The 14,250-nt window shown below is 67.4% G+C and carries 14 protein-coding genes; 10 read left to right on the top strand and 4 right to left on the bottom strand.

Annotated features, from left to right (window positions below):
* The first annotated feature begins 223 nt into the window (after positions 1 to 223).
* From ACZ4AA_RS36265 to ACZ4AA_RS36225, 9 genes are read left to right on the top strand one after another with little or no spacing between them, the layout of a single operon-like run.
* On the top strand, positions 224 to 1,240 hold the full coding sequence (locus ACZ4AA_RS36265; protein WP_467612271.1) for a hypothetical protein: 1,017 nt from the start codon (positions 224 to 226) through the stop codon (positions 1,238 to 1,240).
* Positions 1,240 to 3,285 carry a phosphoketolase family protein gene (locus ACZ4AA_RS36260; protein ID WP_467612308.1) on the top strand — a complete coding sequence of 682 codons (2,046 nt, stop codon included), beginning with the start codon at positions 1,240 to 1,242 and terminating at the stop codon, positions 3,283 to 3,285. The genes ACZ4AA_RS36265 and ACZ4AA_RS36260 overlap by 1 nt, the downstream gene beginning before the upstream one ends.
* Entirely contained in the window at positions 3,282 to 4,352 is a 1,071-nt protein-coding gene (locus tag ACZ4AA_RS36255) for an enolase C-terminal domain-like protein (RefSeq protein WP_467612269.1), read from the top strand. The genes ACZ4AA_RS36260 and ACZ4AA_RS36255 overlap by 4 nt, the downstream gene beginning before the upstream one ends.
* A complete protein-coding gene (locus ACZ4AA_RS36250) occupies positions 4,334 to 4,780 on the top strand; it encodes a hypothetical protein (RefSeq protein WP_467612266.1) in 447 nt (148 codons plus the stop codon). The genes ACZ4AA_RS36255 and ACZ4AA_RS36250 overlap by 19 nt, the downstream gene beginning before the upstream one ends.
* Positions 4,777 to 5,442 (top strand): HAD family hydrolase, encoded by a 666-nt coding sequence (locus ACZ4AA_RS36245; RefSeq protein ID WP_467612263.1) that lies wholly within the window; start codon positions 4,777 to 4,779, stop codon positions 5,440 to 5,442. Before ACZ4AA_RS36250 ends, ACZ4AA_RS36245 begins: the two co-directional genes overlap by 4 nt.
* Entirely contained in the window at positions 5,439 to 6,236 is a 798-nt protein-coding gene (locus tag ACZ4AA_RS36240) for a class I SAM-dependent methyltransferase (RefSeq protein ID WP_467612260.1), read from the top strand. The genes ACZ4AA_RS36245 and ACZ4AA_RS36240 overlap by 4 nt, the downstream gene beginning before the upstream one ends.
* Positions 6,233 to 7,072: a creatininase family protein gene (locus ACZ4AA_RS36235; RefSeq protein WP_467612257.1), complete on the top strand. Its 840-nt coding sequence runs from the start codon at positions 6,233 to 6,235 to the stop codon at positions 7,070 to 7,072. The genes ACZ4AA_RS36240 and ACZ4AA_RS36235 overlap by 4 nt, the downstream gene beginning before the upstream one ends.
* The gene (locus ACZ4AA_RS36230) at positions 7,056 to 7,820 is read left to right on the top strand and encodes a phytanoyl-CoA dioxygenase family protein (RefSeq protein ID WP_467612255.1); all 765 of its coding nucleotides are present in this window, start codon (positions 7,056 to 7,058) and stop codon (positions 7,818 to 7,820) included. Before ACZ4AA_RS36235 ends, ACZ4AA_RS36230 begins: the two co-directional genes overlap by 17 nt.
* A 3-nt stretch (positions 7,821 to 7,823) precedes the next feature.
* Complete coding sequence (locus ACZ4AA_RS36225; RefSeq protein ID WP_467320111.1) at positions 7,824 to 8,474, top strand: L-threonylcarbamoyladenylate synthase; 651 nt, start codon at positions 7,824 to 7,826, stop codon at positions 8,472 to 8,474.
* Positions 8,475 to 8,840: 366 nt separating this feature from the next.
* Here ACZ4AA_RS36225 and ACZ4AA_RS36220 read toward each other — a convergent pair whose 3' ends face one another.
* The 4 genes from ACZ4AA_RS36220 to ACZ4AA_RS36205 form a co-directional block, all read right to left on the bottom strand.
* On the bottom strand, positions 8,841 to 9,680 hold the full coding sequence (locus ACZ4AA_RS36220) for a phosphotransferase family protein (RefSeq protein WP_467612305.1): 840 nt from the start codon (positions 9,678 to 9,680) through the stop codon (positions 8,841 to 8,843).
* A 32-nt stretch (positions 9,681 to 9,712) separates the two neighbouring features.
* A complete protein-coding gene (locus ACZ4AA_RS36215; RefSeq protein WP_467612252.1) occupies positions 9,713 to 11,191 on the bottom strand; it encodes a helix-turn-helix domain-containing protein in 1,479 nt (492 codons plus the stop codon).
* Between the two features lie 105 nt (positions 11,192 to 11,296).
* Positions 11,297 to 12,028, bottom strand: a complete 732-nt coding sequence (locus ACZ4AA_RS36210) for an HAD family hydrolase (RefSeq protein ID WP_467612249.1) — start codon at positions 12,026 to 12,028, stop codon at positions 11,297 to 11,299.
* Positions 12,025 to 13,542, bottom strand: coding sequence for a helix-turn-helix domain-containing protein (locus ACZ4AA_RS36205; RefSeq protein ID WP_467612246.1), 1,518 nt, complete (start codon positions 13,540 to 13,542; stop codon positions 12,025 to 12,027). The genes ACZ4AA_RS36210 and ACZ4AA_RS36205 overlap by 4 nt, the downstream gene beginning before the upstream one ends.
* 348 nt (positions 13,543 to 13,890) lie before the next feature.
* Between ACZ4AA_RS36205 and ACZ4AA_RS36200 the strand changes: the two genes are divergently transcribed.
* Positions 13,891 to 14,085: a hypothetical protein gene (locus ACZ4AA_RS36200; RefSeq protein ID WP_354822161.1), complete on the top strand. Its 195-nt coding sequence runs from the start codon at positions 13,891 to 13,893 to the stop codon at positions 14,083 to 14,085.
* Positions 14,086 to 14,250 lie beyond the last annotated feature (165 nt).

Genomic DNA, 14,250 nt, shown 5'->3' with positions numbered 1-14,250 from the left:
CGTCCCGGGACGTCCGTGAGAAGTCCCTGCGCGTGGTTCGCCGTCCTGCCTTACGACGGCACGCTCTTGGGAGCCGTCGGCGGAGCGCCCCTTGTGTTCCGCCGACGTGCCATCCCCTCTCCGGCCTCATGGATGGAGCACGCGCGTGACAGCTTTACTCGGCGGACAGGCGGGCGTGACGTCCACACTCGCGGATGTGGAACGACTCGCGCGGAGGTACGGGTTGCCGGTCGAAGACGCCCTGCTGATCGCGATCAACCTCCACGGCGTCGACGGGGAAGCACCGCGACACCGCGCCCGTCTCCAGGTGAGGCTGAACAGCGCGCCGTCGGCGCCCTGGCAGCTCATCGTCCCGCTGAACGCGGCGACATCGCCCTTCCGCCTGATGGAGAACGGACAGCTGCTGCTGGGCGACTCCCCACTCGGCTTGGTGGAGCGTGTCGATGCCGATGAGGCCGTCGGTGGCTACTTCCGTGACGTCGGCACCGCCTTGACGCTCAATCCGAACGCCCGGAGTCGGTGCGTGGGCTGTGCCTTCTGTCCCAACACGCTGGAGGCGGCCGCAGACCCCCGACTGTCGGAGGAACAGGACCTCCGAGAACTCTTCACCGCGCTGCGCGAGCAGCACCCGCGGCGGGACCTGGCGGAAGTTCGAGAGGTCACCGTCTCCACCGGCTGCTTCGAGCGGGAGGCCGCGGCAGTCGACCATCTGCGGGCCTTGCGCTCCGTGCTCACCGAGTACGGCATCGAAGCCAGACTCGGCTTCCTCACGTCAGTGCTCCACTCCCGGCAGGCGTTCGACGAGCTCGCCGACATCGGTCCCTTCGTTCTGCGGCTCACCGCTGAATGCTTCACCCGACGCGACCTCCTGCTGAAGGCCAGCAAGACCGTACTGACGACCACCTCGATGCCGGAAGTGCTGAGGCGGGCGGTCGCCGCCGGCCACGGTACGTCGTTCACGTACATCGCGGGACTGGATGACCTCGACGCGATGCGCACCGGTGTCGAGGCCCTCGCGCCGTATGTGACCGAGTTCCCCAACTTCCAGGTCTACCAGGCCCACAACCGTGTCATGGCCGGCCTGCGCGCGCCTGGGGCACAGGAGCTTGAGTACTACCTCCGCGCCCGCGTCGAGATAGAGAGGATCATGAAGTCCTCCGGCCTGCGACCCGCGGCATGGGAGTGCTACCGCCCTCTGTGGTACTTCACCTTCGCCGACGAGACCCTGGTCGGCGCGTGATGGAGGGCAATGCCGTTCTGGCCGACGCCCTGTGGAGAGCCATCTGCTACGCCTCGGTGTGCCAACTCCACCTACAGGACAACGTCCTGCTCAGCCAGCCGCTCACGGCCGAACACGTGAAGCCGCGCCCCTCGGGACACTGGGGAACCGTGCCGGGTACTGCCTGGGCCTTGTCCCACCTCGCTCTCGCCGCCGGGATCCTTGAAGAAGAAGTCGGCCTCGTGCCGCTGCTCGGTGCCGGGCACGCCGGGGTCGTCCAGCTCTCCGCCTCCTGGGTCACGGGCGAGCTTGGCGGACTGCGCCCCGATTACGGCCCGGACGCGGAAGGTCTGCGACGGCTCTCCAAAGCATTCCCCGATCTGGATGGGCTGGGAGCCGAGGTCTCCCCGGCGCTTCCCGCGGGCGCCTTCCTCGGCGGACGCCTCGGCGGATGCCTGCCCTTCGCCCAGGGAGCCGCTCTGGACGCTCCCGGCCGGATCGTCGTCCCGGTGATCGGCGATGGCGAGTGCGAAACCCCGACCACCGCGGCCGCCTGGCTGGCCCACCGAGACCTCGCCGGCACCGCCGTCCTTCCCATAGTGCACGTGAACGGCTTCCGCATGGGCGGTCCGTCTCTGCTCGGACGGTTGAACGACAACCGCCTTCGCGCGTACTTCGCCGGCCTCGGATGGGAAGCCGAGACCGTTCACGTCACCACAGGATCGCAGGCCGAGCACGCCGCCTTTCACGCCGCCCTGTGGGACGCCGTGGAGTCCACTCGGCAGGACCGTTCCACGGTTCTCGTCCTGCGCTGCGTCAAGGGATGGACCGGCCCCGTTGCCCTCGGCAGCCGGACGCTCCTCGGCACTCCCGCCCTGCACAAGACACCCCTTGCGAATCCGAGGGCGAGCATGGAACAACTGGCGCAGCTCGACGACTGGCTGGCCTCCTACCGGCCTTCGCAGCTCTTCGACGCGTACGGACGCAGCCGAGGGACCCTCGCGGAAGCCGTCGCTCGGATTCGCTGGTGCACCCTTCCTCCCACACAGCTGACAACCCCTACGGCCCGGCGTGAGGTCAGTGCTGTGTCATTCGCGAGCGGGGTCACCGGGGTCGTCCGGCAGCATGCCGAACGAGGGGACTTCCTGCTTCTCAGTCCGGACGAACTGGACTCCAACCGTCTTTCCGATCTCACGGGTGAGCGATGGGCTCACGAGTTGTTGGCGGAGGAGGTGCTGCTGGAGTGGCTCGCCGGCTGGACCGCCAGTGGGCGACGGGGCCTGCTCGTGTCGTACGAGGGCTTCGCCCCTCTGCTCACGAGCGGCCTGGTGGGGCACATCAAGCAGCGCCGCCTCGACGGCGCGCGGGGCCTGCCCAGCCTCAACATCCTTCTGACCTCCTACGGCTGGCACAACGTGCTTACGCACGGCGACCCGTCCCTCGCCACCGCCCTGCTGGGACTTGGCGCGCCCGGTATACGGGTGCTGACGCCGGCGGACCCGGCGCGGACGGTGGCGGTCCTGGACGAGGCGCTCGACTCGGTGGACCGCGTCAACCTGATCATCACCGGCAAGCACAACCGCACTCACCATCCGGAGGGTTACCTGGCCGAGGAACAGAACCGTGGGCTCGCGGTGTGGTCGCACCTCAGCGACGATGACGAACCCGACCTGACGATCGTGACAGCGGGGGACATCCCCGCAGCCGTGGCCACGGAAGCCGTCGACCGCATTCGCGTACGTCACCGGTGCCGGATCCGAATCGTCAGCCTGCTGGACGTCACGGTTCTCGGTGCTCCAAGCGTGTGGCCACGGGGTCTGAACGGTCGTGAGACCGAGCACTACCTCGGTGCCCACGCCCCCGTTCTCATCCTCACGTTGGGGCACCCGGCGGCCTTGTGGGGCCTGCTGGCGGGAAGGCTCCACCGCCCCGTCGACGTAATCGGCTGGCAGGAGCCCGCCGGCCCGATGCCGCAGCGGGATCTCGCTCGCACCATGGGCATGGACGTGGCGGGAGTCGAGCGGGCTGCCGACCTCCTTCTGGCCTCCCGGGAGGTGGTTCGATGAGCTCGTGGACCGTCCAGGACCTCCACGCGGTGCAGACGAGGCAGCCCGTGGCCACCGGAGACGACACCTTCTTCGTCGTGGCCCGCGCCGGGGAGGAGGCGGGCTGGTACGGCCCGGTCGGGGAACGCGTGGCACGCTACGTGAACGACGTACTCGCCCCTGAGACGAAGGGCGCGCTGGTCACCGACCACACTCGCCTGCTCGACGACCTGCGGGCCGCGACTCGCGGGCAGCCGTCCGAGGTGGCCTCATGGGCCGTCGGCACAGTGGACTGCGCCGTCTGGGACCTCCACGGCCGACTCGCCGAGTGCGCCGTGGCCGGACTGCTCACCACCGCGGCACCGCAGACGCTCGTCCCGGCGTACGCCTCCTGGCTCACCCAGGACCTCAGCAGCGTCAACAGCCCGAACGTGCTGACCGGAGTCATGGCCGACGGCTGGAGCTTCACCAAGTGGGGGCTTCGCCGGGATCCGACCGACCCCTCGGGCGAAGCAGCAGCCCGCATGGCTCAAGCGGTCGAGCGCTGCTCTCGCGCTCTCGGCGCGCCGCTGGCCGTCGACGCGGTCGGCACCTGGACACCGGCAGTGGCCCTGGCCTTCGCGCAGGCCGTTGATCCCGCCTGTCTTCGTTGGCTGGAGGACCCGCTCCCGCGTCACGACGCTGACACGTACGAACTCCTTGCGGCGAGTCCACTGCCGCTGGCAGTCGGCGAACGCGCGCACTGCGACGAGGATCCCGCCGGATTGATCCAGTACATACGCCCCAGCGCCCTCACCCTCGACGTCGTCGGATGCGGCGGTCTGACTCGAGCGGCACAGATCGTCCCAGTCGCTGAGACCCACGGCGTCCCCGTGTACCCACACGGCCGCTCGCTCCTGCCCGCCCTTCACCTCGCCGCCGCCTACCCCGATGCCGTCCCGGCCGTCGAATACCGGCTGCGATGGGAGCCCGGTCGGCAACGCCTCTACGAGGTGCCGCTCCGCCCTGAAAGTGGCCGTCTCCGCTTGCCCGACACCCCAGGTCTCGGCACCACGCCAAGGAGCACAGCATGCCCAGCGCCCCACTGAACGTTCCCGTCGAGGGCACGGTCGCCCACAGCCCGGAAGGGCCCCTGCTCCGCCTGTCGCGACGGCTCGAGGGCCACGACACCTTCCTCACCGGAAGCCTCGACATTGCGGACCGGTGCGTCCCCGTGCGCATCCTGACCCTGGACGACGTCACCGTCCTGCGGCCCACGAGCGGGTTCCGTACGCCGGCCGACGGCGAGCACTGGCACGGCCGGCTGCACCTGCCGCACGGATTGCGTCCCCGCAGCGTTCCACCCGATCTCAACTCCGCCGCCGATCAGGAAGGACGATCACTGGACGCGCTCGACGGAGCGGAGCTGCGGTACGTCCTGACGTTCCTCTCGGAAGCCACCACCCCGGACATACGGCAGGCCCGTATCGAAGCCGTCGTCTCCGCCCTTCCGGTCGCCGCAGGGAGGAATCAGTGACGTCACGACCTGAACTGCTGGTCTCCGTGGACGTCGGGGGCACTCTGGGCATGGCCGACGGTCCCGGCCTGACGATGCGGCTGGTCGAGGCGTCACCGCTTCCTCCCGCCCGTACCCGCGAGATCCTTCGGTCCAGCCTCCACATCCGCCCGGCCTTGACCGACTCCGTGGTGCACGAGATCTGCGAAGCCATCCAGGTGCCAGCGGAGACGTTCCCACACGATGTACTGCCAGCCCCGTTCAGCCTCTACCCCGGCACGACCGGGGCCCTCCGCCGTATCAGCGCAGTAGCGACCGTCGTCACCCTCTCGAATGTAACCTGCATCGATGCCGACACCGAGGGAATGCGCGGGCTCCTCTCCCCATGGGTGAGTGACTTCTTCCCGTCCTGCCGCATCGGTCTCACCAAGCCCGACCGCCGAGCCTTCCACGCCGTGACGGACCACTTCCGCACGGATCCAAGTGGCCTGATCCACGTCGGTGACGACTGGACGTGCGACATCGTGGGTGCCATCGAGGCAGGGGCGCGTGCCGTGTGGATCTCGCGCGGGAGGCAGGTTCCCGACGAGTCCCTGCTCGTTGACCACGGTGTGCTCGTCGCCGACGACTTGGCGGCAGCCGCCTCCCACATCCAGCACCTCGCACCACGGAGCGCCACATGAGCCTGTTCACCGGAACCGCCAGCTACTACCGCCAGTTCCGCCCCGGTATCCCGGAGGACGTCGCCGAGTGCCTGGACCAGGCCACTCCGAGCCGGGCCGGCGGCCGACGATGCCTGCTGGACATCGGCACCGGCACCGGACTGGTCGCCGAGGCACTGCTCGGCCGGTTCGACGACATCATCGCCATCGACAACGACGCCGACATGCTCGCCGCGGCAGAGTCGGCGCTGCGCCCGAAACTGCCCGAAAGTACACGCCTGTCGCTCGTCGAGAGCACCGCCGAGGACTTCGTGCCGCCCGCCGACTGGAAGGCCGACCTGGTCACGATCTGCCGCGCGTTCCACTGGCTCGACCAGGCCGCCGTACTGGTCCGCCTGGAAGACCAGGTCGCCCCCGACGGTGTCGTGGCCATCTTCGGCGACAGCAGCTTCTGGACCGCGACCAGCCCCTGGAAGGAGGCCGTCCGGGACGTCATCAAGTCGTTCCTCGGCGAGGAACGCCGCGCCGGCTCCGGCACCTTCCAGCACCACAACCGTCCCTACAGCGAGATCATGGAGGAGTCGCCCTTCGACCAGGTCGAGGAGGCACGGATCCCCGTGTACCGCACCTGGACCACCGAGGACATCCTCGGCTACCTCTACTCCACCTCCTTCGCCGCACCCCACCTCTTCGGCGACCGGCTGCCGGAATTCGAGACCGCGGTCAAGGAGCGGCTCACGGACTTCAGCGAGGACGACACCTTCCCGGAGGAGAACGAGTTCCTGATCCGCTTCGGGCGACGGAGCAGGAGGTGACGACCAGCGGCACCAGGCGGGCGTTCGCCGTGCTCAGCGCCCGTCGTGCGGCGGCCGAGCTCGGCGAGCGGTCCGTCCTCTGCCTGCCACTCGGGTCAGTCGAGCAGCACGGCCCACACCTGCCCCTGGACACCGACACCGTCATCGCCGAGTGCTTCGCCCACCGCCTGGCCGCACACGTGGCGGGCCGACACGACCTCTGGGTAGGTCCAGCCGTTCCCTACGGCCTCTCGCCCGAACACGCTCGCACGCCGGGGACCATCACCCTGGACCTCCACCTGTACGCGACGCTGATCATCACGCTCGTCACCGAGTACATCCGTTCCACACGCGTCCAGTCCGTGCTCCTCATCAATGGTCACGGCGGCAATCGCGGCGTCCTGGAAGCGGTCGTCCACCAGCTCCGCCACTCCCACGGCGTCACCAGTCGCGTCCTCCACCCGGCCGCACTGGCCGCTAGCCGCGTTCCGACCGAGAGCGAGTTGCCCGAGGTGCACGCCGGCGTGCTGGAGACCGCCCTCATGCTCGCCGTCGCCCCGGACCGGGTCCGGCTCGACCTCCTGCCGAGCGAGCCACTGCCGGACCCCGGCCGACGCCGGGCGATCGGCCACCTCGTACTCGATCGCGGCGTCACCTGGCCCTGGACCTCCGACGACCCCGCTCTCTCCACCGACGGTGTCATCGGCGGCGACCCGCGCAAAGCCACCCCGGAAGCCGGTCAGAAGCTCCTCACCGCAGCGCTCGACGCCGGCACACACGTACTCGACCGCATCGACACGGCCACGCCCCACGAGCCGTCGCAGACCTTACGGAGGCCCTATGCCCCTCACACTTGAGGAGAAGGACACGTTCAAACGCGACGGAGTCCTCATACGCCGCGCCCTGGTAGCCCCCGCACTCGTCCAACGCGCCACCTCCCTCGTCGGGACCTGGTACTGCGACCTGAAACCCGGCGACATCACGGCCTACAGTCGGCGCACCTTCGCCCCCGAACTCGGCAGCCACCCCGACATCCTCGCCCTGTACGGGGAGACGAGCGCGGCCGAACTCGCCACCGACCTGCTCGGGAACACCCTCCCCGTCACCACCGCCCAGATCCAGATCCGCGTACCCGAGTCCGAGTTCCCCAACGCGCAGCCCGAGAAGGCGATGCACGTGGACGGAGTCTCCTGCCCTCACCTCGATCCGCGAGAACTGCGCACCTTCTCGCTCCTCGTCGGGGTCGTCCTGTCCGACGTGAGCAGCGCGCGGGACGGAGCACTGCACTACCAGCCGGGCGGTCACCACACCATGGCGGACTGGTTCCGGACCCAGTGGTCGCTCGGTATGACGGAGCAGGTGCCCCCTGAAATCGACCAGGCGAGCGGTGTCCCTCTGCTCGGTGCTCCCGGCGACGTCCTGCTCATGCACCACCTCGTCCCGCATTCGGTGGGACGGAACCTCACGCCGTTCCCCAGGGTGATGGCCTACTTCCGCGTCTCCCACCCGGCCCACCCGCGCCGCCGCCTCGAAGCCCTGCGCGACCCGTCGCTCGACTATCCGCCTCTCACCGCGGTTCCTCAGCCCGCAGCCGACAAGGAGTAACTCATGCGTGTCATCGGTCCCGAGGACCTCGAAGTCGCAGCACAGGCGATCGAAGACGGTGGTCTCGTCGTCGTCCCCACCCGCCGCTGGTACATGGTCTGCGCCGACGCGAGCAACGCGCGGGCCTGCGACGACATCATCACGGGCAAGCGCCGCCCGAGCGGCAAGCCCCTCGCCTACGTAGCCACCTCCACCGCCTCCTGCGAGGAACGCTTCATCCTCAGTCCGGAGGCCGGGCGCCTCGCGGCGGCCTTCTGGCCCGGCGATCTCGCACTGCTGCTGCCGTGGAAGAACCCGGAAGACACCGCCCAGTTCGCGGCAGTCGGATCACCCGCCCTGGTCACCATTGCCCCGGGCATCCTCGGGGACCTCGCGTCGACGGTGAAAGTACCGCTCGCGGCCACGACAGCGAACATCTCCGGGGACGCCGGCCCGAACGACCCCGGGCCGGCCATCACCCTCGACCAGGTCCACGCCTTCCTGGCAGTCTCCGGGCTGGAACCCGACTTCATCGTCGACGGTGGAGTGTGCCCGGCGGTGAACCACTTGACCATCGTCGACTGCTTCACCCCGGAGGCCCGGCTGGTGCGAACAGGCCTTATCCACCAGCGGGCCATCTCGGCGGCGCTCGGCACCGAGATCCGGACCGCCTGACGACCTCGCCTCCCCCTACTGAGCAGACAGGAGCGGGCTACCGGAGCCAAACCACGTCCTGGAAACGCTGGTGGCGCTACCGCGCACCTCGTCCGCACGCCTGCTTCGCCGACGACGCCAACTACCTCGCACACGTCCTGTCGTTCGCCAACCGCCACAGTGAAGTGGCGGAGGTCTTCGACGCGATCGGACCAGGACGGCGACGGCGCGGGACGATCGCTGTCCTGCGGCAGGGGCCGGTGGGCGTGCCCGTGGACATGGAGGCGGCTTTCGAGCGGTTGCGTAGCGACGGTTTCACGAGCCGACTCGTACTGGAAGAGGCGGAACGGGCCTGAGCCTCGGTCCACCCGTCCGGTCTGCGTTCTTTCAGGCTGCACCCCATTGAGCTTGGGCATCCATGCTTCTGAGCGTCTTAATACGATAGGACAACTGCTGGGCAGCAGCAGTACCTCCTTGATCCGCACGCCGAATGAAAGACCCGAGTGTGTGAAGGTCTCGGATTTCACAGAGAACCGAAAGGCCAGACCACTGCCGTAGGTCGTAGCCGTACCGTTCGCTGAAATCATCCAGTTCTCCGGCGGTTCGCCCGAAGCGGACTCCTTGGAACGTATTAGCCAAGTCGATCTCTCGCGGGCCGAATGCTGCCTCGTCCCAGTCGCCGAGTCTGACGCCCTCGCCGTCCCAGAGCGTGTTGCCCGGATAGGCGTCGCCGTGGATGTGCCCGTGCCCCAAAGGAAATTCCAGCTGTTCGTATGCCTGGAGGAGTTCCTGCCTGCGCTCCATGAGCCACGCCCGGTCGTTCGGCGCCAGATAACTACTTGCTTCCACGGTGGTCTTCAGTGAGGCAAGCGGTTGGTACTGCGGCAGTGACACCGGAGGGGACGGTAGGGAATGCAGAGTCCTCAGCAGACCGCCCAACCGCCCAGGCGGAGGCGCCCCGTGTTCAGGTTGCGGGCAGTGCCGCCAGAAAGTGACGACATATGGCGTGTATGTCACCGGTTGGGGCACATCCACTGGCTCTGTCGCCGGGAAGTGGTTCGCAACGAGCCAGCGCGTGAGGGAGACGGCGGTCGCGAGACGCTGCTGCTGCGAGGCTGGACTGACGCGCACTACGACGCCTTCCGCGGCAAGAAGGAAGACAGACGTGGCGTGGTGGTGAAGCGGGACGAGGGAGTGGTCTGTCAGACCTGACGCCCGGCAGCCCATGCGGGCGGCGGACTCGGGAGAGACCGTCATTGTCATGAGGTGAGGGCCTTCGCTCTCGTGTCGATCACCTGATAGCCGCGAGTGGCGTCGGCGAGCTCGCGAGCGACCCGGCTCCGGGCGAACCGTGGTTCTTCAAGCAGCGTAGCTACTTCCTGCACGGCGTCGCCGAGCTGTCGGATACGACGGTCGACCGGCAGTTCCAGTATGGGCTGGAACTGCTCGCCGGCTCCCTCGATCTCCCCTGAGGCGATGCGTGCTGTGACGATGTCGAGGCGGGCCAGGGCTTCGTCGCCGTACGATCGCTGCTCCTTCGGGCCCATCTCGTACAGATCGATCGCGGCGGCCGCGTGCTGCTCGGCCCTTTCGTGTTCGCCTAGGAGGGCGTACGTTCCGCCGATGTAGTACTCCTGCTTGGCTTCCGGGAAAGTGAGTAACCCTCCGAACCTGGTGAGTCCGTTGGGATGCGTGTGCTGCTCGCGGGCATGCTCAAGTTCCTTGAGCGCTGCCAGTGCCGTGTTCCGGTCTCCGACGCGTGCCGCAGCCCTGGCCCCGATCGCCGCGGTTCTGACCCGGGTCTCGCCGACGGGGGCAAACCGGATCGCCTGTTGCGTGTACTCGAGGGCTGTGTGCCGATGAGTCGACCACTCTGCGATCAGTGCGGCTGTGCCCTTGACCCATGCCCGGAGATCGTCGTGGTCGGCATGCTCGGCGAGCGTCCCAGCCGTCTGGAGTTGGGCGATCGCGGAGTCCTGGTCACCGAGATTCTGTGACGCGTGCGCGAGGAGCAGGCAGCTCGTGCCGGCGAGGAGGTACAGCTCGCGGGTCTGGCCCGGGGGTTGGTGGCCACTCAGCAGCGAGAAGAGTCTGTCTCTTGTCGACAGCAGGTCGTGGAAGAGCGGGTACAGCGGAGCGTGGACGTAGTCCGTCGCGATCCGGGTGATGGCGGACTCCAGCCCCTCAAGCTCGACTTCGCTCACGTTGCTCTTCGTGGCCGCTTCCGCGAACTGCAGCGACTGGGCCGCAGCTTGTGTCGCGAGCTCATAGAGGTCCGCTGCCTGCTCGCCGGTCGCGAACTGGAGATCGACGGCGGGTGGTCCTGTGCGCGGCAACGGCAGCGACGGGAGGGTCGCGTGATGCTCATGGAACGGTGCTGGGAGCAAGAAGTTGGGTGCTTCGATGCCGTTGAGGAATCTCGCGACCTTGTCGAGGTTCGTCAGCCGGCGGGTTCCTGCTTCGAGCATGGACAGGAAACCCTGGCTGAGCCCCGTCATGTGGGCCATGTCGTCCTGGCGGAGCTTCGCCCGCTCGCGGATGAGACGGCTCGCCCGCCCGAAGTCCCATACAGCGATGGCGGACTGGACTTCCGGGTGCTGCCAGACGGTGTCCGGAACGCGGCGTTGAAGGCGGGTGTCGAGCCGCCTTTCGCGTGCGCACGCGGAACACCGGTCCTCATCGTTGTACTGGCTTAAGCGGCATCCGCAGTCAGCGCATACGCGAGAGTGCCTTGGCATCGCACCCCCGTTCCTCGTCTGCGCCCGACAGCGTAGGAGGGGTAAGCGCGTGCCGGTATCACTCACGTAATACAGGCAGTTGAGACACCAGACGAGCAGCCGCCATCAGGCGCGGCCGAGGGTCGTCTTGAGGATCGCGTCCAGGAGCCGTGGGACGTCTTCGAGACTGTCGAGGACCACGTCGGCTCCGGCCGTGGAGAGTTCGGCGGCGGTGGTCTTGCCGGATGCGACTCCGATCACAGGAGCGCCGCCTTCAAGCCCGGTACGGACGTCTTCGAGGGAATCTCCGACGATGACCGTGTTGGAGCGGCTGAAGGCGGTGGTTCCGTACTTGGCCTGAGCTCGCTCCTGTGCGACGGCGACGAGAGCCGGGCGGTGGTCGTCGTCCGAGGAGTATCCGCCGATCTCCGTGTCAAGGAACCCGTCGAGGTGGAACGCTTCGAGCTTCAGCAGTGCGTTGGGCTTGAGGTTTCCCGTGACGACGGTAGGAACGCAGCCCGGTTGTGCGTGCACGGCCTTGAGCGCGTCCACGGCGCCAGGCAGGAGCACGCCTCGCTCACGAAGGTCGTCGACGTGCGCGGCGAGACGCCGCGGCAGGAGTTCCACCATGCGTGGCACCAGGCCGGGGACGTCTGCCTCGGGGACGCCGTTGTCCAGGAGCAGGGACCGAATCGCGAGGGGCATGGTGACGCCGGTGCCGCGGGCTGGAAGGTGTTCCACGGGACGTCCGACGATCTTCGTGAAGGTCTCCCGGTACACCTGCCGGTCGATGTCACCGACGTACAGCAGGGTGCGGTCGATGTCCCACAGCACGAGAATCTGCCTGGCGTCGGTCAAGTTCGGCTCCCTGCTGCTGCCATGGCGGCGCGTCGCTCCAGTACGTCTTGAGCGTACGGGCTGTGGGCGACGGGGCGGAGTTGTTGGATCATGCTCGTGACGTGACTGTCGAACCGTGCCGACTGAAGATTCTCGGCGAGGTCGAGGACCTCGTGCGCCGTGGTGCAGCCGGCTTCGAGGTCGCCCTGCTCGATGTGGGCGGTTGCGGCTCGGGAGAGGAACAGACCCCTGGTGCGGTGGTCCGCCGGGTTGAGTGCCTTACGGGCCTTCGTGAAGCTGGCGACGGCGCTGCGGGCGTCGCCGAGGTCTAGGTAGCAGCTGCCAGCCTGTCCGTGGATCTCGCCCTCGTTGATCCAGTACAACCACTCTGGGTCGTGCTGTGAGCGCCCCTGAGCGCAGAGTTCAGCTGCCCGTCCCAGCGCGGTAAGCGCCGCTTGCCGCTCGCCGAGTTTCGCGTGTCCGCGGGCCTGTCGGGTCAACAGCATGGCTTCGAGGGCGGGCGTGCCGAGCTGCTTGACTCTTTCGCGGGCTCGTCGTGCTGCGGTGACAGCGTTGTGCGGTGCCCCGGTGGAGTAGCCGTGGATGGCCATGTAGGACAGTGCGCCGGCGCCGAGCCGGATGTCTCCTGAGGCCTTGGCTGCACGGAGCGCGGCATACAGGTATCCGAGTGTTCGGTCGCGCTCGCCGGAGTCGAAGACGAACCATCCTGTTTGTATGGCGGTGTCGGCGATGATCGCGGCGAGCCGTCTGCCTGTCGCCTCGTCGTACGAGGTCTGTTTCAGGAGGCCCTTAAGTAACTGTAGGTGCGCGTCGCCCAGTTCCGTGAGGGTGCCGCTGCCGTCGCTCGCGTCCATGGTCCGCAGGCTGTCGGTGGTGCGCTGGAGGCCATCGAGCAGTTCGTGGGAGAGGCGGCTTCCGCCTGCCGCGCGGTGGAGGGGTTCGGTTTCGGCGATGTCCCATTGGTTCACGAAGGCGGTGAGTGCTATGCCGCTTGCGGTGAGGAAACGTCGACGGTCCATGGCGCTACCTCCTACCGCGGTGTCCAGTGCTGCCACCATACGGGCGGTGGTCCAAGGCAAGGCCGGATCGGCGTCGCCGGCGAACTGGTCCGGCTTCTGCTGCGCCTCTTTGACGGTGGTCCGAGGGAGGGGAAGCGGGACGAGTTCGGCAGGCACACCGAGGCCTGCCAGGAACTGGACGATCTTGTCGATGTTGGTGAGTCGGCGGCTGCCGGATTCCAGCATGGACAGAAATGCCTGGCTCAGGCCGGTGAGTTGTGCCATGTCGTCCTGCCGAAGGGTGCCGCGTAGTCGGATCAGGCGGCTGGCTCGGCCGAAGTCCCATGCCGTGAGTGCCTTGCGGACGTCTGGATCGAGCCATACGTGTTCCCGCACGATAGGTGTGTGCTCTTCCAGGACCCTGGAGCGGGTGCATGCGAAGCACAGGGTTTCGGTGTTGTAGTTGCTTAGTTGGTCACCGCACCGGTCGCAGCTTCGCAGCGACTGCTGATGCACCTTATGCCTCCCCGTGAGTGAGCGCGCGCAACCTCAATTACTCCTGGTGGAGCGGTAATCACACAAGTGATATCACCCTGGGAATGTGTGCGCGGGATGTTTTGCCGCCAGTGTTGGGGGAGTCCCGCAGTACGACATGGAGACGAACTGGCCGAGAGCATGGTCATTCGGCCGAGCTGGAGCTTGTCGTGTTGCAGGGAACGCGAAGCTGTTGCTGATCTCTTCCAACGGAGTCCACGTTGTCTTCCGCCACACGAGCGGGGTCGGCCCGGAGCCCGCTCCTGTCGCTCCGCCGCCCGCATGATGCAACCCACCCATCAGGAGTGCACTGTTGCTGGACGGTGTGCGGTGGCCATTAGTATCTCCGCCGTCGTGCTCCTGGGCATTCTCGTTTTCGTCTTCGTCAGGAAGAGTGGCCTGAATGCGGCGCACGCAATTGTGTGCAGCCTCTTCGGGTTCTTCTTGGCGAGCACCTCGATGGCTCCGAGCATCAGCCGGTTCGTCAACGGTGTTGCGGACATGATCGGCCAGATTCGCTTTTAAGGTCATACATCCTATGGGCGAGGTGTTTGTCGTTCGCCCCGAACCAGTTCGTGCCATCCATTCTGTGGCTCATTCACCCCCCATCCTTCTGAGGCCCCCCGATGACATACGCGATCAATTTGAGAAGCCCGTCGCATCGCACCGTCCGTGTTCCTCAGGCGGGCA

It is taken from the genome of Streptomyces sp. NPDC024698 (assembly GCF_055559015.1).
Note: the sequence above shows the minus strand (reverse complement) of the source record. Positions and strands in the feature narration are given on the sequence as shown.

What these genes read in the sequence shown, in the direction of transcription:
- ACZ4AA_RS36240 (WP_467612260.1), top strand. Translation starts at nt 5,439, where the DNA reads ATGAGCCTGTTCACCGGAACCGCCAGCTACTACCGCCAGTTCCGCCCC.
- ACZ4AA_RS36250 (WP_467612266.1), top strand. Translation starts at nt 4,334, where the DNA reads ATGCCCAGCGCCCCACTGAACGTTCCCGTCGAGGGCACGGTCGCCCAC.
- ACZ4AA_RS36215 (WP_467612252.1), bottom strand. Translation starts at nt 11,191, where the DNA reads ATGCCAAGGCACTCTCGCGTATGCGCTGACTGCGGATGCCGCTTAAGC.
- ACZ4AA_RS36260 (WP_467612308.1), top strand. Translation starts at nt 1,240, where the DNA reads ATGGAGGGCAATGCCGTTCTGGCCGACGCCCTGTGGAGAGCCATCTGC.
- ACZ4AA_RS36230 (WP_467612255.1), top strand. Translation starts at nt 7,056, where the DNA reads ATGCCCCTCACACTTGAGGAGAAGGACACGTTCAAACGCGACGGAGTC.
- ACZ4AA_RS36255 (WP_467612269.1), top strand. Translation starts at nt 3,282, where the DNA reads ATGAGCTCGTGGACCGTCCAGGACCTCCACGCGGTGCAGACGAGGCAG.
- ACZ4AA_RS36220 (WP_467612305.1), bottom strand. Translation starts at nt 9,680, where the DNA reads ATGGGCTGCCGGGCGTCAGGTCTGACAGACCACTCCCTCGTCCCGCTT.
- ACZ4AA_RS36225 (WP_467320111.1), top strand. Translation starts at nt 7,824, where the DNA reads ATGCGTGTCATCGGTCCCGAGGACCTCGAAGTCGCAGCACAGGCGATC.